Source organism: Rhodococcus sp. ACPA1, assembly GCF_002300195.1.
In the GTDB taxonomy this organism is placed as follows: domain Bacteria; phylum Actinomycetota; class Actinomycetes; order Mycobacteriales; family Mycobacteriaceae; genus Rhodococcus_F; species Rhodococcus_F opacus.
Map to the genome: position 1 here is coordinate 24,868 of NZ_NSDX01000002.1, position 19,569 is coordinate 44,436.

General features: G+C 67.9%; 23 protein-coding genes. 17 read left to right on the plus strand and 6 right to left on the minus strand.

The window, feature by feature from the left end; genetic code table 11:
• Positions 1-9 precede the first annotated feature (9 nt).
• Positions 10-450 carry a YdeI/OmpD-associated family protein gene (locus CJ177_RS06685; RefSeq protein ID WP_005240720.1) on the plus strand — a complete coding sequence of 147 codons (441 nt, stop codon included), beginning with the start codon at positions 10-12 and terminating at the stop codon, positions 448-450.
• A gap of 21 nt (positions 451-471) precedes the next feature.
• Here CJ177_RS06685 and CJ177_RS06690 read toward each other — a convergent pair whose 3' ends face one another.
• A complete protein-coding gene (locus tag CJ177_RS06690) occupies positions 472-957 on the minus strand; it encodes a MarR family winged helix-turn-helix transcriptional regulator (protein WP_005240721.1) in 486 nt (161 codons plus the stop codon).
• 90 nt (positions 958-1,047) lie between these two features.
• Between CJ177_RS06690 and CJ177_RS06695 the strand changes: the two genes are divergently transcribed.
• The 5 genes from CJ177_RS06695 to CJ177_RS06715 all read left to right on the plus strand — a co-directional run bounded on the left by CJ177_RS06695 (position 1,048) and on the right by CJ177_RS06715 (position 4,767).
• A complete protein-coding gene (locus CJ177_RS06695; protein ID WP_095867683.1) occupies positions 1,048-1,665 on the plus strand; it encodes a TIGR03086 family metal-binding protein in 618 nt (205 codons plus the stop codon).
• 103 nt (positions 1,666-1,768) lie between these two features.
• The gene (gene dapB, locus CJ177_RS06700; RefSeq protein WP_061701336.1) at positions 1,769-2,527 is read left to right on the plus strand and encodes a 4-hydroxy-tetrahydrodipicolinate reductase; all 759 of its coding nucleotides are present in this window, start codon (positions 1,769-1,771) and stop codon (positions 2,525-2,527) included.
• The gene (locus CJ177_RS06705) at positions 2,524-3,003 is read left to right on the plus strand and encodes a hypothetical protein (RefSeq protein ID WP_005240724.1); all 480 of its coding nucleotides are present in this window, start codon (positions 2,524-2,526) and stop codon (positions 3,001-3,003) included. Before dapB ends, CJ177_RS06705 begins: the two co-directional genes overlap by 4 nt.
• A gap of 29 nt (positions 3,004-3,032) precedes the next feature.
• Positions 3,033-3,491, plus strand: a complete 459-nt coding sequence (locus CJ177_RS06710) for a flavodoxin family protein (RefSeq protein WP_005261169.1) — start codon at positions 3,033-3,035, stop codon at positions 3,489-3,491.
• Between the two features lie 43 nt (positions 3,492-3,534).
• Positions 3,535-4,767 (plus strand): winged helix-turn-helix domain-containing protein, encoded by a 1,233-nt coding sequence (locus CJ177_RS06715; RefSeq protein ID WP_061701334.1) that lies wholly within the window; start codon positions 3,535-3,537, stop codon positions 4,765-4,767.
• A gap of 4 nt (positions 4,768-4,771) precedes the next feature.
• On the opposite strand, the gene CJ177_RS06720 is transcribed toward CJ177_RS06715, so the two are convergent.
• The 3 genes from CJ177_RS06720 to CJ177_RS06730 form a co-directional block, all read right to left on the minus strand.
• Positions 4,772-5,206: an SRPBCC family protein gene (locus CJ177_RS06720; RefSeq protein WP_005240727.1), complete on the minus strand. Its 435-nt coding sequence runs from the start codon at positions 5,204-5,206 to the stop codon at positions 4,772-4,774.
• Positions 5,207-5,308: 102 nt separating this feature from the next.
• Entirely contained in the window at positions 5,309-5,785 is a 477-nt protein-coding gene (locus CJ177_RS06725; protein ID WP_005240728.1) for a toxin-antitoxin system HicB family antitoxin, read from the minus strand.
• Between the two features lie 27 nt (positions 5,786-5,812).
• Entirely contained in the window at positions 5,813-6,625 is an 813-nt protein-coding gene (locus CJ177_RS06730) for a tyrosine-protein phosphatase (RefSeq protein WP_257014410.1), read from the minus strand.
• Between the two features lie 193 nt (positions 6,626-6,818).
• Between CJ177_RS06730 and thyX the strand changes: the two genes are divergently transcribed.
• From thyX to CJ177_RS06760, 6 genes are all read left to right on the plus strand, one after another.
• Positions 6,819-7,571 (plus strand): FAD-dependent thymidylate synthase, encoded by a 753-nt coding sequence (gene thyX, locus CJ177_RS06735; RefSeq protein WP_005240730.1) that lies wholly within the window; start codon positions 6,819-6,821, stop codon positions 7,569-7,571.
• A gap of 43 nt (positions 7,572-7,614) precedes the next feature.
• A complete protein-coding gene (gene dapA / locus CJ177_RS06740) occupies positions 7,615-8,523 on the plus strand; it encodes a 4-hydroxy-tetrahydrodipicolinate synthase (RefSeq protein WP_005240731.1) in 909 nt (302 codons plus the stop codon).
• On the plus strand, positions 8,520-10,496 hold the full coding sequence (locus CJ177_RS06745) for a ribonuclease J (protein ID WP_061042979.1): 1,977 nt from the start codon (positions 8,520-8,522) through the stop codon (positions 10,494-10,496). The genes dapA and CJ177_RS06745 overlap by 4 nt, the downstream gene beginning before the upstream one ends.
• A 25-nt stretch (positions 10,497-10,521) precedes the next feature.
• Positions 10,522-11,145, plus strand: coding sequence for a TIGR03085 family metal-binding protein (locus CJ177_RS06750; protein WP_061042980.1), 624 nt, complete (start codon positions 10,522-10,524; stop codon positions 11,143-11,145).
• Between the two features lie 80 nt (positions 11,146-11,225).
• Positions 11,226-13,802: a DNA translocase FtsK gene (locus CJ177_RS06755; protein WP_082764615.1), complete on the plus strand. Its 2,577-nt coding sequence runs from the start codon at positions 11,226-11,228 to the stop codon at positions 13,800-13,802.
• A 209-nt stretch (positions 13,803-14,011) separates the two neighbouring features.
• Positions 14,012-14,995, plus strand: a complete 984-nt coding sequence (locus CJ177_RS06760) for a TerC family protein (RefSeq protein ID WP_061043021.1) — start codon at positions 14,012-14,014, stop codon at positions 14,993-14,995.
• Between the two features lie 43 nt (positions 14,996-15,038).
• On the opposite strand, the gene CJ177_RS06765 is transcribed toward CJ177_RS06760, so the two are convergent.
• Entirely contained in the window at positions 15,039-15,323 is a 285-nt protein-coding gene (locus CJ177_RS06765; protein ID WP_061701332.1) for a YciI family protein, read from the minus strand.
• Positions 15,324-15,396: 73 nt separating this feature from the next.
• On the minus strand, positions 15,397-15,921 hold the full coding sequence (locus CJ177_RS06770) for an amino-acid N-acetyltransferase (RefSeq protein ID WP_061701331.1): 525 nt from the start codon (positions 15,919-15,921) through the stop codon (positions 15,397-15,399).
• A gap of 117 nt (positions 15,922-16,038) precedes the next feature.
• Here CJ177_RS06770 and pgsA point away from each other — a divergent pair, with 117 nt between their 5' ends.
• From pgsA to CJ177_RS06795, 5 genes are all read left to right on the plus strand, one after another.
• Complete coding sequence (gene pgsA / locus CJ177_RS06775; protein ID WP_005240738.1) at positions 16,039-16,701, plus strand: CDP-diacylglycerol--glycerol-3-phosphate 3-phosphatidyltransferase; 663 nt, start codon at positions 16,039-16,041, stop codon at positions 16,699-16,701.
• Positions 16,698-17,198: a CinA family protein gene (locus tag CJ177_RS06780; RefSeq protein WP_095867474.1), complete on the plus strand. Its 501-nt coding sequence runs from the start codon at positions 16,698-16,700 to the stop codon at positions 17,196-17,198. The genes pgsA and CJ177_RS06780 overlap by 4 nt, the downstream gene beginning before the upstream one ends.
• A gap of 71 nt (positions 17,199-17,269) precedes the next feature.
• Entirely contained in the window at positions 17,270-17,656 is a 387-nt protein-coding gene (locus CJ177_RS06785) for a helix-turn-helix domain-containing protein (RefSeq protein ID WP_095867475.1), read from the plus strand.
• Between the two features lie 157 nt (positions 17,657-17,813).
• The gene (locus CJ177_RS06790) at positions 17,814-18,641 is read left to right on the plus strand and encodes a PspA/IM30 family protein (protein WP_005240741.1); all 828 of its coding nucleotides are present in this window, start codon (positions 17,814-17,816) and stop codon (positions 18,639-18,641) included.
• Between the two features lie 18 nt (positions 18,642-18,659).
• Positions 18,660-19,490 (plus strand): hypothetical protein, encoded by an 831-nt coding sequence (locus tag CJ177_RS06795; protein WP_257014411.1) that lies wholly within the window; start codon positions 18,660-18,662, stop codon positions 19,488-19,490.
• The last annotated feature ends 79 nt before the right edge of the window (positions 19,491-19,569 follow it).

Here is a 19,569-nt window from a genome sequence, read left to right on the forward strand (position 1 = left end):
ATTCTGCCCATGAGGTTTCGCACCACCATCGAGCTCGGCGGCAAGACCGCGACCGGTTTCCGGATACCCGAGAACGTCGTCGCGGACCTGGGGCCGGGTAAGCGCCCCGCGGTCCGGGTCACGATCGGCGGTCACACCTACCGCACCACGGTCGCGCCGATGGGTGGCGTGTTCATGATTCCGCTCAGCGCCGAGAACCGGGCAGGTGCGGGGGTCGCGGCAGGCGACGAGGTGGACGTCGACGTCGAGCTCGACACCGAACCCAGGGACGTCACGGTTCCGCCCGACTTCGCCGAGGCGCTCGACCGGCAGCCGGACGCGCGAAAGGCGTTCGACGCACTGTCGTACAGCAACCGGCGGCGGCACGTGCTGTCGATCGAGGGGGCCAAGACGGACGAGACGCGGCAGCGCCGGATCGGCAAGGCCGTGGACGCGCTGCTGCAGGGCTGAAGGGCGCCGGCGCGAATTCCGTCAGGTGGAGTCGCCCGGGCGCCCGGTGACGTCTTCGACCGGCAGTGCCGACAGCGCGATCAGGGCGGACACGAAACCCGCGCGCTCGCGCTCCGGCAACCTGGCCAAGAGCCGCTCCTCGCCCCGCCGGATCGCCGCCTGCGCCGAGTCGCGCACGTCGTGCCCGTCCGCGGTGAGCGACAGCAGGCGGGCCCGGCGGTCCGCGGGATCGCGCTGACGGTCGATCAGGCCACGGTCCTGCAGGTCGTCGAGCACGCCGATGATCCGCGTCTTGTCGGCGCCGATCGCCTCCGCGAGCGCGGCCTGGGTGCGCAGCGGGTGCTCGTCGAGTGCCAGGAGCACGACGTATCCCCACATGGTCAGCCCGTGCTCCGCGAGCACGGGGAGTTCCGCCGCCACCAGCGAGCGGTTCAGGGCGGTCGTCATCGCCGCGAGGTCGGGGCGGGTGCGTTCGTGCTGTCCGTGCGTCGGGTCGCGGCTGGGCATATCGCAGAAAATACACCTTGACCGATCATCTACTGAGGTAGATGATAAGCGAACGCGTATCAATTCGATTCGAGTGGCGAGGTGTCGACGATGGATGTGGACGAGGTCCGGCGCTGGGATATCCGCGCCGTGCAATCGAGTGTGGAGTTCGTGTCGCAGGTGACGCGCGACGATCTGCAGCGCGCGACACCGTGTGCGCAGTGGACTCTCGGGGAACTGCTGGGCCACATGACCGTGCAGCACCGGGGATTCGCTGCAGCGGCCGCGGGCGGAGGTCCCGACCCGTCGAACTGGCGGCCCCACGCGTCGGCGGATCCCGTTGCCGCGTACCGCTCGGCGGCCGACACCGTCATCGAGGCCTTCGCAAGGGACGGCGTAGGGGCGCGGCAGTTCTGGTTGCCGGAGATCAGCACCGAGTTTCCGTTCCCCGCACCCATGGCCGTCGGATTCCACTTCCTCGACTACGTCGTCCATTCGTGGGACGTCGCCCGGTCACTCGGGCTCGACTTCACGCCCGAATCCGACATGGTGGCCGCGGTTCTCCCGATCGCACGACTCGTCCCGGACGGTGCGGACCGGATGCGAGAGGGGGCCGCGTTCGCGCCCGGCCTGCCGACCGACCCCCACTCCGCCGATTTCGACACGGTGCTGTCGCTGCTCGGCCGATCACCGCACTGGCACCCCGAGTACGAGGCCGGGCGCGTCTGACAACGAGACGCAGGTCTCCCGCCCCGCCCCTGCGCACCGGTCGGCACCCGGCGATTGCGTAGGCTTTCGGGCGAATCGTTGTGACTGGACGGAGCGTGGAGAAGTGAGCGCAGCAGCACCCATCAGGGTCGGGGTTCTCGGGGCCAAGGGCAAGGTCGGCCGAGCGATCTGCGAGGCGGTGGAGCAGGCACCGGATCTCGAACTCGTCGCGGAGGTCGATCACGGCGACCGGCTGGAGACGTTCGTCGAGGCCGGCACGCAGGTCGTCGTCGACTTCACCCACCCCGACGTCGTGATGGACAACCTGAAGTTCCTCGTGTCCAACGGTATTCACGCGGTCGTGGGCACGACGGGATTCGACGACGCGCGGCTCGACACGGTGCGGTCGTGGGTGTCGGAGCGGCCCGAGGTCGGTGTCCTGATCGCCCCGAACTTCGCGATCGGTGCCGTTCTCTCCATGCGCTTCGCCGAGGCGGCGGCACGATTCTTCGATTCCGTCGAGGTCATCGAGTTGCACCACCCCAACAAGGCGGACGCGCCGTCCGGCACCGCCTACCGGACCGCCGCACTCATCTCGGAGGCACGCCGTAAGGCGGGCGTCGGACCGAGCCCCGACGCCACGACCACCGAACTGGACGGTGCGCGCGGCGCCGACGTGGACGGCGTGCGGGTGCATTCCGTGCGGCTGGCAGGTCTCGTCGCCCACCAGGAGGTCATCCTCGGCACGCAGGGCGAGACGCTGACCATCCGGCACGATTCGATCGACCGCAATTCCTTCGCCCCCGGCGTCCTGCTCGGGGTGCGGGAGATCGGCTCCCGTCCCGGCCTGACCGTCGGTATCGACCCCCTTCTCGACCTGTGAAGGACGGCTCGGCCAAGACCGTTGTCACGATCGGACTGCTGGTCGCGGCGCTGGCGTTCTACTTCGTCCTTCTCGGCCAACGCGGGATCCAGTTGATCCAGGACGGCGGAGCAGCCGCGATCGGCCTGGGTGCCGGCGTCCTGATCCTGCCGTTCCTGGGCGCCTGGATCGTCTACGCCACGCTGCGTGCCGGATTCCAGCATCAGCATCTGTCCCGCCGCATCGCCGACGAGGGGCTCGAACTGGACGTCAGCGATCTGCCGAAGCGCCCCTCGGGCCGCATCGACCGGGACGCCGCGGACGCACTGTTCCAGCAGGTCAAATCCGAATGGGAAGCAGACCCGGACAACTGGCGGAACTCGTACCGTCTCGCCCGCGCCTACGACTACGCCGGCGACCGCGGCAGGGCCCGGGAGACGATGAAACGGGCCGTGGAACTCGAACGCGTCGAACGGGAAGGCGAGCCCGGCCGATAGGAAACGGGACCGGTCGTACGCTGACGACTGTGAAGTCACTACTCGTCGTCCACCACACGCCGTCGCCGGTGACCCGTGAGTGCCTCGAAGCCGTGCTGAAAGGCGCGCGGGACCCCGATATCGACGGGGTCGACGTGAAGTCGATTCCCGCTCTCGGAGCGACCGTGCCCGACGTCCTGGCAGCCGACGGGTTCCTGTTCGGGACGTCCGCCAACTTCGGCTACATGTCGGGTGCGCTGAAGCACTTCTTCGACACCGTCTACTACCCGTGCCTCGACGCGGTCGCCGGCCGTCCCTACGGGCTCTGGGTGCACGGCAACAACGACACCGCCGGGGCCGTCAAATCGGTGCAGAAGATCGTGACCGGGCTGGCGCTCACCCAGGTGGCCGAGATCCTGGAACTGACCGGATCGCTCGACGCGAGCGCACGGGAGCGGTGCTACGAACTCGGTGCGACGGTCGCGGTGACGCTGGCCGAGGACGTCTGACGTCGCGGCGGAACGTGTCGGTGGTTGATGGCAGGCTGCGGGCATGCGTGAGATGACCGCAGCCGCGGCCCGGAGATCGGCGCTCTGGGCGCAGGGGTTCGCCGACCGGAAACCGGCCGGGGCGCCGACGCGCCGGCACGTCCGTTCGGTTCTCGACCGGGTGCGGCTGTTCCAGATCGACTCGGTGTCGGTGGCCGTGCGCGCCCATTACGTCCCTTTGTTCAGCCGTCTCGGCGTCTACGACCGCGGGCTCGTCGATTCGGCGGCGTGGTCGCATTCCGCCCGCGCACCCCGGATGCTGGCGGAGTACTGGGCGCACGAGGCGGCGTTCATCCCCGTCGAGGACTGGCCGCTGCTGCGCTGGCGGATGCACCGGTACCGGCACGGTCGCTGGTCCGGCGAATCCCGCGTACTCGATCGCAATCCCACGCTCGCCGCCGACGTGCTCGACGTGATCGGCGCCGTCGGTGCGTGCAGCGCGAGCGACGTGGAGAAACACCTCGAAGTCGACCGGCCGGACCGCAAGGGGCCGTGGTGGGATCGCAGCGACACCAAAGTGGTGTGCGAGCAACTGTTCGCGTCCGGCGCGCTCGCGGTGGACAAACGGGTCGCATTCACCCGTCATTACGACCTGAGCGAACGTGTGCTGCCGAAAGCGATACTCGCCGAGGAAGTCTCGGAGGAGGACGCCGTCCGTGGCCTCGTCCGGCGGTCCGCGAGGGCCCTCGGTGTGGCCACCGAACCCGATCTGCGTGACTACTACCGACTGTCCCCGGCGCAGACCGTCTCGGCCATCGAGGAACTCGTCGAGGACGGGGTGCTCGAACGGGTGGGGGTCCGCGGCTGGGATGCGCCGGCATTCGTCCACCGCGACGTCCGGGCTCCCCGGAAGGTGGAGGGGGCGGCGCTGTTGTGCCCGTTCGATCCGCTGGTTTTCTGCCGTCCCCGGACCGAGCGGGTATTCGACTTCCGGTACCGCCTCGAGATCTACACCCCCGCGCACAAACGTGTCCACGGGTACTACGTCTTTCCGTTCCTGCTGAACGGTGAACTGGTCGCGAGGGTCGATCTCAAGGCCGACCGCGCGTCGGGAACGCTCGAGGTGCGATCCGCGTTCGTGGAACCCGACCGGAATACGGGGCGTGTGGTGGAGGCGCTGCTCCCGGAACTGCGAAGAATGGCAACGTGGTTGGGTCTGAACGACATCCGGGTGGACGATCGCGGCAACCTCGGTGCCCTCCTCGCGGCCGCGGCGGCGCGGCCGCGAGGAGAGTGAGGAACTACAGGCTCTCGACGAACTTCGTCAGGCCCTTGCTCGCCGTCTCGAGTGCCGTCTTCTGCGCCTTCTTCACGAGGAACCCGGGCAGCGGAATCTTCGGGTCGACCGTCAACTCGAACGTGACCTTGGTGCCTGCGCCGGACTCGGTGAGGACGTACGAGCCGTCCTGGGCGTTCTGCTGGCCGCTCTCGACGAGGTGCCACGACACGGTGTCGTCGCCCTCGAACGTGTAGTCGACGACCTGCTCGTCGCTGATCCCGAGGATGGAGACGCTCATCCGGACTCGATGGGGGCGGCCGTCGTCGTGTGTGCTCTCGATGGTGACCGACTTATGGGCCGAGGACCACTCGGGCAGGCGATCCACCGCAGCGATCGCGGCCATCACCGTGGCCGGATCGGCCTTGATCTCGAATTCCTTGACGCCGGAAACGGCCATGTTCTTCGCTCCTTCGAGCCCGTGGCGACTCTCACCGTGTGGCTGATGCGACGTAATTACATCACCGCCGCCGACCGGGGCGTGGAGTGAGTGCGCCGGTGCTCAGAAATTGTCTCTCCCGTTGCGGCGCATCTGGTCCTTGAGTGCGCCCTGGACCGCCTGCGACACCCAGGAATTGAGCGACACCCCGTTCTGGGAGGCGGCTTCCTCGGCCTTCGACTTGATCTGATCCATCAGACGCAGAGTGACGCGGCTGATGTCACCGGTGACGTCATCGAAGGCGGCACCGAGGTCCTCGGCCGTCGTGGTCCCTTCCCCCTCCGATCCGGGTGCGGTGGGGGTGCGATGCACGTCGACCGCCACCTCGCTGCCGTCGAGTCGCACACCGACGGTGCGATTGCCGAGTTCGGACGACACCTCACCTGCAAAATCGGTGAGCGCCGAGAGTAGGAGCAGCCGGGCGGCGGGTTCGACCGCGGCGGCGAGCGCCGCTGCCGTCGCCCGCGTCTGCTCGTCGCCGAGTGCGGCTGCTGCGTTCAGGTCGTCTCGCAGCCGGGAGACGTAGATGCCGAGGTCCATGACGCCAGCATGGCGTCATCGATGGCGTCAGTCAAGGAGTCTCGTCTTCAGCTGGCTGATGTCGCCCTCGGACAACTTCAGCCCCTCCGACACATAGGCGTCGAAGCTGCCGTAGGTGGCGACGGCCGTGTCGAACGCGATGTCGAGCCACGCCGGGTCGACGCCGTCCAGTCCGGGATGTTCCGGGTCGGCGCCGCGGTAGGTGTTGCTGAGCAGATAGTCCGCCGTCACCGTGTCGCGCGGGACCCCCAGGATGGTGAGCAGCACGGCCGTCGCCCACCCGGTGCGGTCCTTACCGGCGCTGCAGTGGTAGAGCACGGCGCCGTCGGACGCCGCGATGTCGTGCAGAACCGCCGAGAACGCCTCGTTCGCGCCTGGGCCCGTCACGAAGGCGCGATAGGCGGCGGGCATGTCGACCAGAGTGGTGATCGGTGACTGCCCGAGCACGTCGTACCAGTTCCCGGCTGCTCCGGCCGGAAGCCGGTCCGGCGCGAGCGCCCGCTCGTACGTCGTGCGGAGGTCGTCGACGACCGTCACGTTCGAGGATTCGAGTTGCGCGAGGTCGCGCGGGGTCAGCCTGTCCAGCGCGTCCGTGCGGAACACCAGACCGGAACGGACGACGGCACCGTCGGCCGTCGGGTATCCGCCGAGGTCACGAGCATTTCGGGCACCCTCGAGCCCTAGCGAGCGCTGCACGGCCGCGGGCTGCGCCGGACTCTCGGCAACCGACGGGCCCGTCGCGGGCGGTCCGGCGAATGCCGGGGGAGCGGCCCCGAGAACTGCTGTCCCGAGAACTGCGATCACGACGGCGCGGCGCGCGCGGCCAGTCCGGTACTGCACAGGAAGTCTCCCTCGCGAATCTGCGGCACCACGGAAAGTGTGGGCGAGACGAGACTGACACGCGCGGGTGAACACACGGGAACCGGGCCGCTGCCGGGACGGGGCACACCGAGACCCCGATCAACGCTGCGACTAGGGTCGATGCATTCAGGAGGGACTCCCGACCAGGGAGTTCGGTAGGAGGAACAGCGCAGTGCCGCAGACCGTGCCGCTCAGGGTGCAACTCGTCGCGAAGACGGAGTTCTTTCCGCCGGCGGACATTCCGTGGGAGACCGACGCCGACGGCGGCGAAGCGCTGGCGGAGTTCGCGGGCCGGGCGTGCTATCAGAGCTGGTCCAAACCCAACCCCCGCACCGCGACCAACGCCGGATATCTGCGCCATCTGCTCGAGGTCGGGCACGAGTCGGTCCTCGAACACGGGACCGTCAGCTTCTACATCACCGGCATCTCACGGTCCTGCACCCACGAGTTGATCCGGCACCGCCACTTCTCCTACTCGCAGCTGTCGCAGCGCTTCGTGCGCGAGAACGACGGCAATGTCGTCGTTCCGCCCGCGATCGCGGGCGACCCCGAACTCGAGGAACTGTTCGCGAAGGCTACCGACGCGAGCCGGGCGGCGTACGGCGAACTCCTCCAGGCCCTCGAAACGAAACTGGCGGACACCTCCAGCGTGCCGCTGCGCAACAAGCAGGCGAGGCAGGCCGCGAGGGCCGTCCTGCCCAACGCTACGGAGACCCGCGTGGTGGTCACCGGTAACTACCGGGCGTGGCGGCACTTCGTCTCGATGCGGGCCACCGAGCACGCCGACGTGGAGATTCGCCGCGTCGCGGTCGAGTGCCTGAGGCAACTGCAGGCGGCCGCGCCGAATGTCTTCGGCGACTTCGAGGTACTGGACTGGGGCGACGGCACGGAGGTGGCGCGGAGCACGTTTTCCACCGACGCGTGACTGGTGTGCAAAAGTACCTGGGTCACCGGGTAGCCTTCTGACCATGACCTACGGTGATTCCGCTTCTCCCGTCGAGCGTCCGTTCGGCACCGTGTCCACAGCGATGGTGACGCCGTTCACCTCGGACGGAAAGCTGGACGTCGACGCCGGTGTCCGCCTCGCGGCGTACCTCGTCGACAACGGGTGCGACTCCCTTGTCCTCGCCGGTACGACCGGTGAGTCGCCGACGACCACCGAGAACGAGAAGCTCGAGCTGCTCCGGGCAGTGATCGACGCGGTGGGCAACCGCGCGAAGATCATCGCCGGCGCAGGCAGCAACGACACCGCGCACAGCGTCGAACTCGCCCGTGACGCCGCCCGCGCGGGCGCGCAGGGCCTTCTCGTCGTCACCCCCTACTACTCGCGTCCGCCGCAGGCCGGACTGTTCGCGCATTTCACCGCCGTCGCCAACGCCACCGACCTTCCGGTCATGCTCTACGACATTCCACCCCGCTCCGTGGTCCCCATCGAGACGGAGACCATCCGGCGCCTCGCCGAGCACCCGCGCATCGTCGCGGTCAAGGACGCCAAGGGCGACCTCAACGCGGGCGCCGAGCTGATCGGCACCACGGACCTCCAGTTCTACTCGGGTGACGATCCGCTCAATCTGCCGTGGCTGTCGGTGGGCGCGACGGGATTCGTCAGCGTCATCGGGCACCTCGTGCCCGGCCGGTTGCGCGAGCTGCATACGGCATTCGCGGCGGGTGACATCGCCCGCGCCCGCGCGATCAACCTCAGCCTGATCCCGGTCATCCGCTCGGTGGCGCGTCTCGGCGGCGTCAGCGCGTCGAAGGCGGGTCTGCGCCTGATCGGCCTGGACGTCGGTGAACCCCGGTTGCCGCAGGTGGCACCGACCCACGATCAACTCGACCTCCTGGCCGCCGATCTGCACGCTGCGGGGGTGCTCGCGTGACCCGACCGCCTCGTCGTCGCAGCGCCAGCCGTCAGGCCGGTCCCCCTTCTCCCACAGCGAGCGAGCCTCCCAAGGCGGCGCCCGTCGTCGCCGAGCCGCCGAAGTCGGCGCCCGTCGTCGCCGACCAGCCGTCGGCTCCGAAGTCGGAGCAGGCCAAGTCCGCGCCCGTGAAGACCTCCTCCACGAAGGGCGGCGCCGCCAACAAGTCGTCGTCCCGCTCCGGCCGGCGCGGCGGCGGCAACAAGCGTCAGGACACACGGCCCGCTTCGGTCGATCCGACGGCCCGGCTCGGCGCTCCGCCGAAGGCTCCGTTCAAGGGTCTGCGGGTGGTGGCGCTCGGTGGTATCGGCGAGATCGGTCGCAACATGACCGTCTTCGAGCACCAGGGCAAGCTGCTCATCGTCGACTGCGGTGTGCTGTTCCCGGAAGACCAGCAGCCGGGTGTCGACCTGATCCTCCCGGACTTCCGGCACATCGAGGACCGGATGGGCGACGTCGAGGCCGTGGTCCTCACGCACGGCCACGAGGACCACATCGGCGCCATCCCGTTCCTGCTGCGCCTGCGGCCGGATCTGCCCGTGGTGGGTTCGCGGTTCACGCTCGCGCTCGTCGCGGCCAAGTGCCGTGAGCACCGCCAGCGCCCCAACCTCGTCGAGGTCGTCGAGGGGCAGCGCACCGATCACGGCCCGTTCGAGTGCGAGTATTTCGCCGTCAACCACTCGATCCCCGACGCCATCGCCGTCGCGATCCGGACCGACGCCGGAGTCGTGCTGCACACCGGTGACATCAAGCTCGACCAGCTGCCGCTCGACGGCAGGCTCACCGACCTCGCGGGCTTCTCCCGGCTCGGCGACGAGGGTGTCGACCTGTTCCTCGTCGACTCCACCAACGCCGAGGTGCCAGGCTTCGTCACCCCCGAACGTGAGATCGGGGGAGTGCTCGACAACGTCATCGGCAAGGCCAAACAGCGCGTGATCGTGGCGTCCTTCGCCAGCCACGTGCACCGCATCCAGCAGGTGGTCGACGTCGCCCACCGGTACAACCGGCGGGTCGCGTTCGTGGGCCGGTCGATGGTCCGCAACATGCAGATCGCGCAGGATCTCGGATATCTGAGCGTGCCGGACGGCCTGGTGGTCGACATCGACACCGCGGCCAACCTGCCTGACGACCGGCTCGTCCTGATCTCCACCGGCTCGCAGGGTGAACCGCTGTCGGCGTTGTCGCGGATGGCCCGCGGTGAGCATCGGCAGATCAACATCCGGGCCAACGATCTCGTCGTGCTGGCGTCCTCGCTGATCCCCGGCAACGAGAACTCCGTGTTCGCCGTCGTCAACGGACTCGCCAAGCGCGGCGCCACCGTCGTCACCCAGCAGAGCGCGAAGGTGCACGTCTCCGGTCACGCGTCGGCGGGCGAGCTCCTGTACCTGTACAACGCGGTCCGGCCCACCAACGCCATGCCGGTCCACGGCGAATGGCGTCACCTGCGCGCCAACGCCGCCCTCGCGAAGGCCACCGGCGTGCCGGAGGACCGGATCGTGCTCGCCGAGGACGGCGTGGTGGTCGACATGGTCGACGGTCTCGCCGAGATCGTCGGGCAGGTTCCCGTCGGACACGTCTACGTCGACGGACTGTCCGTCGGCGACGTCGGCGACTCCACGCTGTCGGACCGGCTGGTCCTCGGTGAGGGCGGGTTCATCGCCATCAACGTCGTCATCGACGACCACACGGGTCGCGCGGTCAGCACCCCCGAGGTGTCCGGACGCGGATTCTCCGACGACCCCACGGCCCTCAAGGATGCGGCTCAGCTGGTCGAGGCGGAACTCCTGCGCCTGGCCACCGAGGGCATCAACGACGCGCACCGCATCGCCCAAGCGATCCGGCGCGTGGTCGGTAAATGGGTAGCGGACAAGTACCGTCGCCGGCCGATGATCGTCCCGACCGTCATCGCGGTTCCATCGGCCGAGGGCAAGTAGTTCTCCGGCAGGTAGATTCGGTCGGGTGACCTTCGCCCGAGATGAACGCCTCGCCCTCGTCGACTCGATGGCCGAATTCGGTCCCGACGCCCCGACCCTCTGCGGGACGTGGACCAACCGGGACCTGGCCGCCCACCTGATCGTGCGCGAACGACGCCTCGACGCTGCCCCCGGCATCGTCGTGGGTCGGCTCGCCGGCTACACGGAGCGCGTCCAGAACGACACGGCGACGCGTCCGTGGAGCCGACTGCTGGACGAGGTCCGGTCGGGTCCACCGATATGGTCGCCGATGTACTGGGTGGACGCACAGGTGAACCTGGGGGAGATGTTCGTCCACCACGAGGACGTGCGCCGCGCCCACGACGGATGGGAGCCGCGGGTCCTGCCCGACGAGCGCCAGGACGCGCTGTGGGGTCTCGCACGCAAGGTCGGAAAGCTCGGCTACCGGCACGCCCCGGTGACGGTCGTGCTCGAGCGGCCGTCCGGAGAGCAGGCCACCGTCCGCAAAGCGGGTGCCGGCCGGGTGATCCTGCGCGGTGAACCGTCGGAACTCGCCCTGCATGCGTTCGGCCGGGACCAGGTGCGGATCGAGACCGACGGTGAGGCTGCCGACATCGAAGCCGTGACCTCCCTCGACCGAGGGTTCTAAGGGCATTTCACCGCAGGTCTCGCCGTGTTACGGGTGTTGCGGATGGTCCGGAAGGTGCCGTAGCGACTAATCTGGGAGCCATGGCAGGTAAGGCGAGCGCCCGCGGTTCGAGCACGACGACGTCCACGGCGAGGACGGGCGTGCGAGGCGGCTCGACCTCGTCTAAGCCCAAGTCACGCACGACCCGGACAGTGAGCACTCCGCGTAAGTCCACGAAGAAATCGTCTACATCCAGCCCCCTCAAGTCGGTGGGCCGGGGAATCGGTGCCGGCTGGTCGCTGATGGCCAAGGGCGTCGGGGCCACCACCCGCACCGTCGGCAAGGCAGCCGAGATCGAACAGGGACACCGGCGCGACGGCATCGCGCTCGGGCTGATCGCGATCAGCGTCGTGGTCGCCGGCGGAATCTGGTTCTCCGCGGGCGGTCCGGTAGGCGAGTGGCTCGAGACCGGAGTCCGGGCTGCGTTCGGCGGCGCGTCCGGCGTCCTGCCCCTGATCGGCGTCGCCGTCGCGGTGATCCTGATAAGGACCGAGCCGAAACCCGAGATCCAGCCGAGGCTGGTCCTGGGATCGCTGCTGGTCGGTCTGCCCGCCCTGGGGCTCTGGCACATCGCGACCGGTTCGCCCACCGACGCCGAGGCCAGGACCCGCGGCGCAGGCTTCGTCGGGTACGCGGCGGGAGGTCCACTGACGGACGGCCTGACCGTGTGGCTCGCCGCACCGCTGCTGCTAATGGCGGCACTGTTCGGTGTCCTGCTGCTGACCGGAACCACGGTCCGCGAGGTGCCCGGCAAACTGCAGTCGTACTTCGGAACGTCGTTCGGCCGCGACCACTACGCCGACTACGACAGCGAGTACTACGAGGACGGCGAATACGACCCCACGCTGTTCGACGCCGACGGCTACCCGGTCGACGACTACAAGACCGGCGCCCGGGGTGTTCCGGCCGACAACTATCCGACGAACGAATACGACGTCAGCGATACCGCGAAGACGGAGGTGCTCGGGTTGTGGGAGACCGAGCCCGCCACGGAACCCGTGCCTGCGCCGGCGCCGAAACCGGCGCGTGCCAAGGCCAAGCCGGTCGTCGCCCCGAAGCCGGAACCCGAACCGGAACCGCTGTCTGACGTCGACAAGTTCGTGACCGACCGGGTCGTCGAGGGCGACTACACGCTGCCCCCGACGTCGCTGCTCATCGAGGGCGATCCGCCGAAGAAGCGCAGTTCCGCCAACGACGCGATGATCGAGGCCATCACCGAGGTGCTCGAGCAGTTCAAGATCGACGCGGCCGTCACCGGATTCACTCGCGGCCCGACCGTCACCCGCTACGAGGTGGAACTCGGACCGGGCGTGAAGGTCGAGAAGATCACCGCGCTCGCCCGCAACATCGCATACGCGGTCGCCACCGACAACGTGCGCCTGCTGGCACCGATCCCCGGCAAGTCCGCGGTCGGCATCGAGGTCCCCAACTCCGACCGCGAGATGGTGCGCCTCGCCGACGTGCTCACGGCCCCGAGCACCCGCAAGGACCACCACCCGCTGGTGATCGGTCTCGGCAAGGACATCGAGGGCAACTTCGTCAGCGCCAACCTCGCGAAGATGCCGCACCTGCTCGTGGCGGGTTCCACCGGTTCCGGTAAGTCGAGCTTCGTGAACTCGATGCTGGTGTCGCTGTTGTCCCGTGCGACACCCGACGAAGTGCGGATGATCCTCATCGATCCCAAGATGGTGGAGTTGACGCCCTACGAGGGCATACCGCATCTCATCACGCCCATCATCACCCAGCCGAAGAAGGCCGCGGCCGCCCTGGCCTGGCTGGTGGAGGAGATGGAACAGCGTTACCAGGACATGCAGGCCAACCGGGTGCGCCACATCGACGACTTCAATGCCAAGGTGAAGTCGGGGGAGATCACCGCGCCGCTCGGCAGCGAACGGGTCTACCGGCCGTACCCGTACATCCTCGCCATCGTCGACGAACTCGCGGACCTCATGATGACCGCGCCGCGTGACGTCGAGGACGCGATCGTGCGGATCACCCAGAAGGCGCGCGCCGCCGGTATCCACCTCGTGCTGGCCACCCAGCGGCCGTCGGTGGACGTCGTGACGGGTCTGATCAAGACCAACGTGCCGTCACGGCTCGCCTTCGCGACGTCGTCCCTGACCGACTCGCGGGTCATCCTGGACCAGCCCGGCGCCGAGAAGCTGATCGGTATGGGTGACGGGCTGTTCCTGCCGATGGGCGCAGGCAAGCCGACGCGCCTGCAGGGTGCGTTCATCACCGACGAAGAGATCTCCGCGGTCGTCGATTTCAGCAAGAACCAGGCGGAGCCGGAGTACACCGACGGCGTCACCGCCGCCAAGGTCGGGGAGAAGAAGGACGTCGATCCCGACATCGGCGACGACATGGACGTGCTGTTGCAGGCGGTGGAACTCGTCGTCTCCAGCCAGTTCGGGTCCACGTCGATGCTGCAGCGCAAACTGCGTGTCGGATTCGCGAAGGCAGGCCGCCTGATGGACTTGATGGAGACCAGGGGAGTGGTGGGCCCCAGCGAGGGCTCGAAAGCCCGTGAGGTGCTCATCAAGCCCGAGGAACTCGACGGTCTGCTGTGGTCGATCCGCGGCGGCGACCCGAACGAGGCCCCGTCCGACCAGGAGTAGCCCGCGTGCGCGTGTCCGAAATGGGCGATTCTCGCGCAGTGTGGTTGAATGGGCACCGAATTGGAGGGGAGTATCCCCACCTCTGTGACAGCATCGTCAACACGATCGGCACCATTGCCGATCCGGTGCTGTCAGTCGCGCGGACAAGAGATTCCGGCGCGGCGGGAGAGACCTCCGGTACCCGCTAGGTCTACCGGAGGTCTGTGTTCATGCATGTGTCACCGCTGGTCTGGGTCATCACCTGTGTGGTGATTCTCGGACTGTTCGTCTTCGACTTCTTCGCGCACGTGCGCACCCCGCACGCCCCCACCTTCCGTGAGTCGGCGTTCTGGTCGTCGGTCTACATCGGCGTCGCGATCCTGTTCGGCCTGGTCGTGATGTGGTTGTGGGGAAGTCAGTACGGCGGCGAGTATTTCGCCGGTTACGTCACCGAGAAGGCGTTGTCGGTCGACAACCTCTTCGTGTTCGTCATCATCATGGGAACATTCGCGGTGCCGCGGGAGTACCAGCAGAAGGTACTGCTGATCGGCATCGTGATGGCGCTGGTGATGCGCGGCATCTTCATCGGGGTCGGTGCCGCGGCGATCAACGCCTACAGCTGGGTGTTCTACCTGTTCGGTGCGTTCCTCATCTACACCGCGTACACGCTGGTACGTGATCACGGGCACGAGAAAGAGGTGGAGGAGGAGCGCGACAGCAAGATCGTCGCCGTCGCGAAGAAGATCCTCCCCACCACGGACACCTACGACGGCGACAAGCTCGTCACGCGGATCAACGGCAAGCGCGTCGTGACGCCGCTGCTGCTCGCGCTGGTCGCCATCGGATTCACCGACGTGCTGTTCGCACTCGACTCGATTCCCGCGATCTATGGACTCACTCAGGAGCCGTACCTGGTCTTCACGGCCAACGCGTTCGCGTTGATGGGTCTGCGTCAGCTGTACTTCCTCATCGGCGGCCTGCTGGACCGCCTGGTGTACCTGTCGTACGGCCTGTCGATCATTCTCGCGTTCATCGGCGTCAAGCTCGTGCTGCACGCCCTGCACGAGAACACGCTGGGCTTCATCAACGGCGGCGAGCACGTGGCCGTACCGGAGGTGTCGACGGTGTTCTCGCTCGCCGTCATCATCGGTGTGCTGGCAGTGACCACCGTCGCCAGCCTTCTCAAGACGCGGAACACGACGCCGGCGAAGTAGTTCCGCCGGGCGTCGTGCTCGAGGGTGTCCGGTGCTCGGCGAGTCAGGAACTGAATTCGCCGAGCACCGGAACCCATTCCACGATCCGCGAGGCCGCCACGAGTCCGTTGCGGGCGAACGGGTCGTGGGTGAAGAGCAGTTCCACGGTCTCCGCGTCGGAGGCGTCGACGATGATGAATGCGCCGCTGCCGTCGGCGAACGGGCCGGACGACACGACGGTCTTCCGCTCGGCGAGCTCACCGAGCCACTCGCGGTGGGCGGGGCGATGCTCGTCGCGTCCTGCGACGGTATCGGCCGAATACGTGTACTCCACTACGAACAGGGACATGTTCTCGCTCTCTCGGGACGGGTTCGTCGAACAAAAATGGGATCACGGCACTTCTGTCTCACACACTGGGATTTCAGAGGGTGAGAAGCATTCGGGTATTGCCGAGGGTGTTCGGCTTGACGTAGCTCAGATCGAGGAATTCGGCGACACCGGTGTCGTACGAGCGGCACATCTCGGCGTAGACCTCGGCGGTCACGGGTGTGCCGTCGATTTCGACGAATCCGTGCTTACCGAAGAAGTCGACCTCGAACGTGAGAACGAAGAGACGCTCGAGTTCGAGTTCCCGCGCCACCTCGATCAGCTTGGCCACCACGTGGTGTCCTGCACCCTGGCCCTTTGCCGACGGATCGACCGCGATCGTGCGTACCTCGCCGAGATCGGCCCACAGCACGTGCATTGCGCCACAACCGATCACGTTGCCGGCGCGTTCGGCCACCCAGAACTCCTGGACGGATTCGTACAGGGTCACGAGGTTCTTCTCGAGCAGGATCTTGCCGGAGTAGATGTCGATCAGGCGCTTGATCTCGGGAACGTCGGAGGTTCGTGCTCGCCGCACGATCAGCTGATTGTCGGCGGTGTCCGGCGTCCGAGAAGTCATGTCGTGAACATTAGCCAACGGCCGTACCGATATTCTTAGGCACGTGCCGGTACGACCTACGATTCCTCCCCACTCCCCGCTGCGTCCCGGGGTGCAGTTCGACGCTGCGGTGCTCCGATGAGCACGCAGCGCGAGGATTGGACGGCCGCCGACCAACCGGCGGCCCCGGACCCGTCGGTGGGGCCTGCGAGTGAGACGGCCGTACCGCTTCTGAACATCGCGAACATCCTGACGATTCTCCGGATCCTCCTGGTCCCGGTCTTCCTGGTCGTGCTGTTCGTCGGAGACGGACACTCGACGACGTGGCGCCTGATCGCGACCGGTGTGTTCGCCGTCGCGGCCATCACCGACCGGATCGACGGGCAACTCGCCCGCAAGTACGGCCTCGTCACCGATTTCGGCAAACTCGCCGATCCCATCGCGGACAAGGCGCTGATCGGAGCGGCCCTCGTGGGGCTGTCGATTCTCGGAGACCTGCCCTGGTGGGTCACGGCGGTGATCGCGGTCCGGGAACTGGGCATCACGCTGCTCCGATTCGCGGTCCTGCGACACGCCGTCATTCCCGCGGGCCGGGGCGGCAAGCTCAAGACTCTCGTCCAGACGATCGCGATCGGCTACTACCTGCTGCCGCTGCCCGACGGGTTCGAGGTCGCCGGCTGGGTTCTGATGGGCGCCGCCGTGCTGCTGACGGTGGTGACCGGGCTGGACTACGTCGTGCAGGCGGTCCGCCTGCGAGCCGGCGTGCACAAGGTCGAGGCGAACGCGAGCACCGGGGCGTGACCGACCCGCTGGTCGACGGCACGCGGGCCGGTGACCTGGTTGCCGTGCTCACCGCCCGCGGCGAGACGGTGGCCACCGCGGAATCGCTCACCGCGGGACTGCTCACCGCGACGATCGCCGGAGTGCCCGGCGCCAGTAACGTGCTCCGCGGCGGGCTCGTCGTCTACGCCACCGACCTGAAGGCGACCCTCGCCGGGGTCGATCCCACCCGGCTGGCCGCGGACGGGCCCGTGGCGGCATCCACGGCACGCGCACTCGCGGACGGGGCCCGCACCCGCTGCGGCGCCGACTGGGGCGTCGGACTGACCGGTGTCGCCGGCCCCGACATGCAGGACGGACATCCGGTCGGCACCGTGTTCCTGAGTATTTCCGGGGCATCCGGGACGGCCGTCCGCGAGCTCGGATTGACCGGTGACCGGTGGCAGATCCGTAAATCTGCGGTTTCCGCCGCCGTGTCGGGACTCCTCGATCGTGTGCAGGAAACATCCGCAGGCTAAGGTCGGGAACCAATCGGTCCTGTTCGCGCGTTGAGATAGGCGAGACAGGTGACGGATGAAGGAGGAGCGAGATGGCGCTGCTATTGCGTGAGGCAATCGGTGACAGTCTTCGGCGTACGCGCGTTTCGCAGAGCCGGACCCTGCGTGAGGTCTCCAACAGTGCTCGTGTGAGCCTCGGGTACTTGTCTGAGGTCGAACGAGGGCGCAAGGAAGCCTCGAGTGAGCTCCTGGCGGCGATCTGCGACGCCCTGGAGGTCCCACTCTCCGATGTGCTCGTCGACGTCAGCGAATCGCTGTCCGACGGTTCTTCGGCCAAGCGTGCGGACACCGAGCGGCGCGCCGTCGAATCCGCGCCCGCCGAGGCTCCCGCCGCGAGCGCACGACCGGGTTCGACGACCATCGCCCGCGACACCCGGGTGGTCATCCCTGCACCCGCGCAGGCGCTGGCTGCCGCGTAGCAACACCCGTGCCGAACCGATAGATTTCAGTTAACCGCCGGTCTCGTTGCCGGCGGGTCAGACAGGCAGTCGGGGCGCAGCCCTTGTTCCGGTGCGTGACGGTCGCGTATCGGGTCGCGCATCGCGCGGCGCAACAGATGGAGGCAGGATCAAACCCATGGCTAATCCTTTCGTCAAGGGATGGAAGTACCTGATGGCGCTCTTCAATTCCAAGATCGATGAGAAGGCTGACCCCAAGGTTCAGATTCAGCAGGCGATCGAGGATGCGCAGCGCCAGCACCAGGCCCTGTCGCAGCAGGCCGCGTCTGTCATCGGCAACCAGCGCCAACTCGAGATGAAGCTCAGCCGGCAGCTCGACGAGGTGGAGAAGCTCAACGCCAACGCCCGTCAGGCCGTCAACCTGGCCGACCAGGCCCAGGCAGCGGGCGACACCGAGAAAGCCATCCAGTACACCAACGCCGCCGAGGCGTTCGCCGCGCAGCTCGTCACCGCCGAGCAGGGCGTCGAGGACCTCAAGGCACTGCACGACCAGTCGCTGCAGGCGGCCGCACAGGCGAAGAAGGCCGTGGAGCAGAACGCGATGGCTCTGCAGGCCAAGGTCGCGGAGCGCACCAAACTGCTCAGCCAGCTCGAGCAGGCCAAGATGCAGGAACGGGTCAGCGAGTCGCTGCGCTCCATGGACAGCACCCTCTCGGCTCCCGGCAACACGCCCAGTCTCGACGCCGTGCGCGACAAGATCGAGCGCCGCTACGCCGACGCCCTCGGTTCCGCCGAGCTGGCACAGAACTCGGTGTCGGGTCGCATGATGGAGGTGCAGCAGGCGAGCATCCAGATGGCCGGACACAGCAGGCTCGAGCAGATCCGGGCCTCGATGAAGGGCGACGCCCTGCCGTCCGGCGGTGCCGCCAATGCGCCGGCGACCCCGGCAGCGAACCCGAACCTCGACAAGCAGCCGCCGGCAGCGGGCCAGGCCGGCACTGCGTAGTAGCAGAACAGAATTCGCATGAGTTCCACCCGACGTGGCCGACCTGGACGCGCAGTCCGGTCGGCCACTGTCGTGTCCGGGCTCGCCGGGATCCAGGGCGCGCTGCGTGAGGCCGGCGAGTCCGTCGCGGACGCGGCGCAGAAGTGGCGCGACCCCCGGGAACGTCTGCTCCGGAAGAAGAGGCGGGCCCGGCGTCGCGCGAAGCGCTACGGCATCGTGTCCGGGTCCTCGGCCACCGGTGCCGCCGGTCTCGCTCTGATGGCCGCGCCGGAGTGGTCGATGCTGATGGCCGGCGGCGGCGCCGTCGTGTTCGCGGTTCCCGCCGTGCTGGCCGTCAGCCGATACCGCAAGCTCGACGCCGTGACGTTGCCACCGGGCCTGCCTGCCCGCCGGGTCCTTCCGGCGCTGTCCTCGGCGGCCCGCGAGCCGATGGAACGACTCGTGCACAGTGAGCGCGCACTGCACGGCATCCTCGGCGTGCTGTCCCGGTCCGGGACAATCAGCGGCGAGGACATCGAGGACACCCACTCCACGGCCCGCTCCGCGGCAGCCGCCCTGCAGGCGGTCGCCCTAGACATCACGTCCATGGAGGACGCCGCCCAGGGCAGCCGGGCCGCTGCCGCACCGCTCCACCGGGCGATCACCTCCGCCGCCGCGCAACTCGACGACGGCGTCGACCAGTTCGAAGAACTGGTGGCTGCTGCCGCCGAGGTCGCCGTTCCCGGGACCACGAGTGCCGTCGGCGAACTGGCGTACGAACGTGCCGAACTGGTGTCGGCGACGGAAAAATTGGCCGGCCTCGCGGCGGCTCTCGGCGAGATCGACGACATCGTTCGCCGCTACCGCTGATGTCGTCGATCGACCGGTCCGGTGACTTCCGGGAAGTCGTGTGGGGGAGAACCCTGATCTTTCCCTGATCTTTACGCTG

Bases quoted from the DNA above. Each gene is read 5' to 3' on its own strand.
- CJ177_RS06755 (WP_082764615.1), top strand. From the start codon at position 11,226: ATGGCAGGTAAGGCGAGCGCCCGCGGTTCGAGCACGACGACGTCCACG.
- CJ177_RS06695 (WP_095867683.1), top strand. From the start codon at position 1,048: ATGGATGTGGACGAGGTCCGGCGCTGGGATATCCGCGCCGTGCAATCG.
- CJ177_RS06770 (WP_061701331.1), bottom strand. From the start codon at position 15,921: ATGACTTCTCGGACGCCGGACACCGCCGACAATCAGCTGATCGTGCGG.
- CJ177_RS06685 (WP_005240720.1), top strand. From the start codon at position 10: ATGAGGTTTCGCACCACCATCGAGCTCGGCGGCAAGACCGCGACCGGT.
- dapA (WP_005240731.1), top strand. From the start codon at position 7,615: ATGACCTACGGTGATTCCGCTTCTCCCGTCGAGCGTCCGTTCGGCACC.
- CJ177_RS06690 (WP_005240721.1), bottom strand. From the start codon at position 957: ATGCCCAGCCGCGACCCGACGCACGGACAGCACGAACGCACCCGCCCC.
- CJ177_RS06760 (WP_061043021.1), top strand. From the start codon at position 14,012: ATGCATGTGTCACCGCTGGTCTGGGTCATCACCTGTGTGGTGATTCTC.
- CJ177_RS06785 (WP_095867475.1), top strand. From the start codon at position 17,270: ATGGCGCTGCTATTGCGTGAGGCAATCGGTGACAGTCTTCGGCGTACG.
- CJ177_RS06790 (WP_005240741.1), top strand. From the start codon at position 17,814: ATGGCTAATCCTTTCGTCAAGGGATGGAAGTACCTGATGGCGCTCTTC.
- CJ177_RS06720 (WP_005240727.1), bottom strand. From the start codon at position 5,206: ATGGCCGTTTCCGGCGTCAAGGAATTCGAGATCAAGGCCGATCCGGCC.
- CJ177_RS06795 (WP_257014411.1), top strand. From the start codon at position 18,660: ATGAGTTCCACCCGACGTGGCCGACCTGGACGCGCAGTCCGGTCGGCC.
- pgsA (WP_005240738.1), top strand. From the start codon at position 16,039: ATGAGCACGCAGCGCGAGGATTGGACGGCCGCCGACCAACCGGCGGCC.
- CJ177_RS06765 (WP_061701332.1), bottom strand. From the start codon at position 15,323: ATGTCCCTGTTCGTAGTGGAGTACACGTATTCGGCCGATACCGTCGCA.
- CJ177_RS06725 (WP_005240728.1), bottom strand. From the start codon at position 5,785: ATGGACCTCGGCATCTACGTCTCCCGGCTGCGAGACGACCTGAACGCA.
- CJ177_RS06715 (WP_061701334.1), top strand. From the start codon at position 3,535: ATGCGTGAGATGACCGCAGCCGCGGCCCGGAGATCGGCGCTCTGGGCG.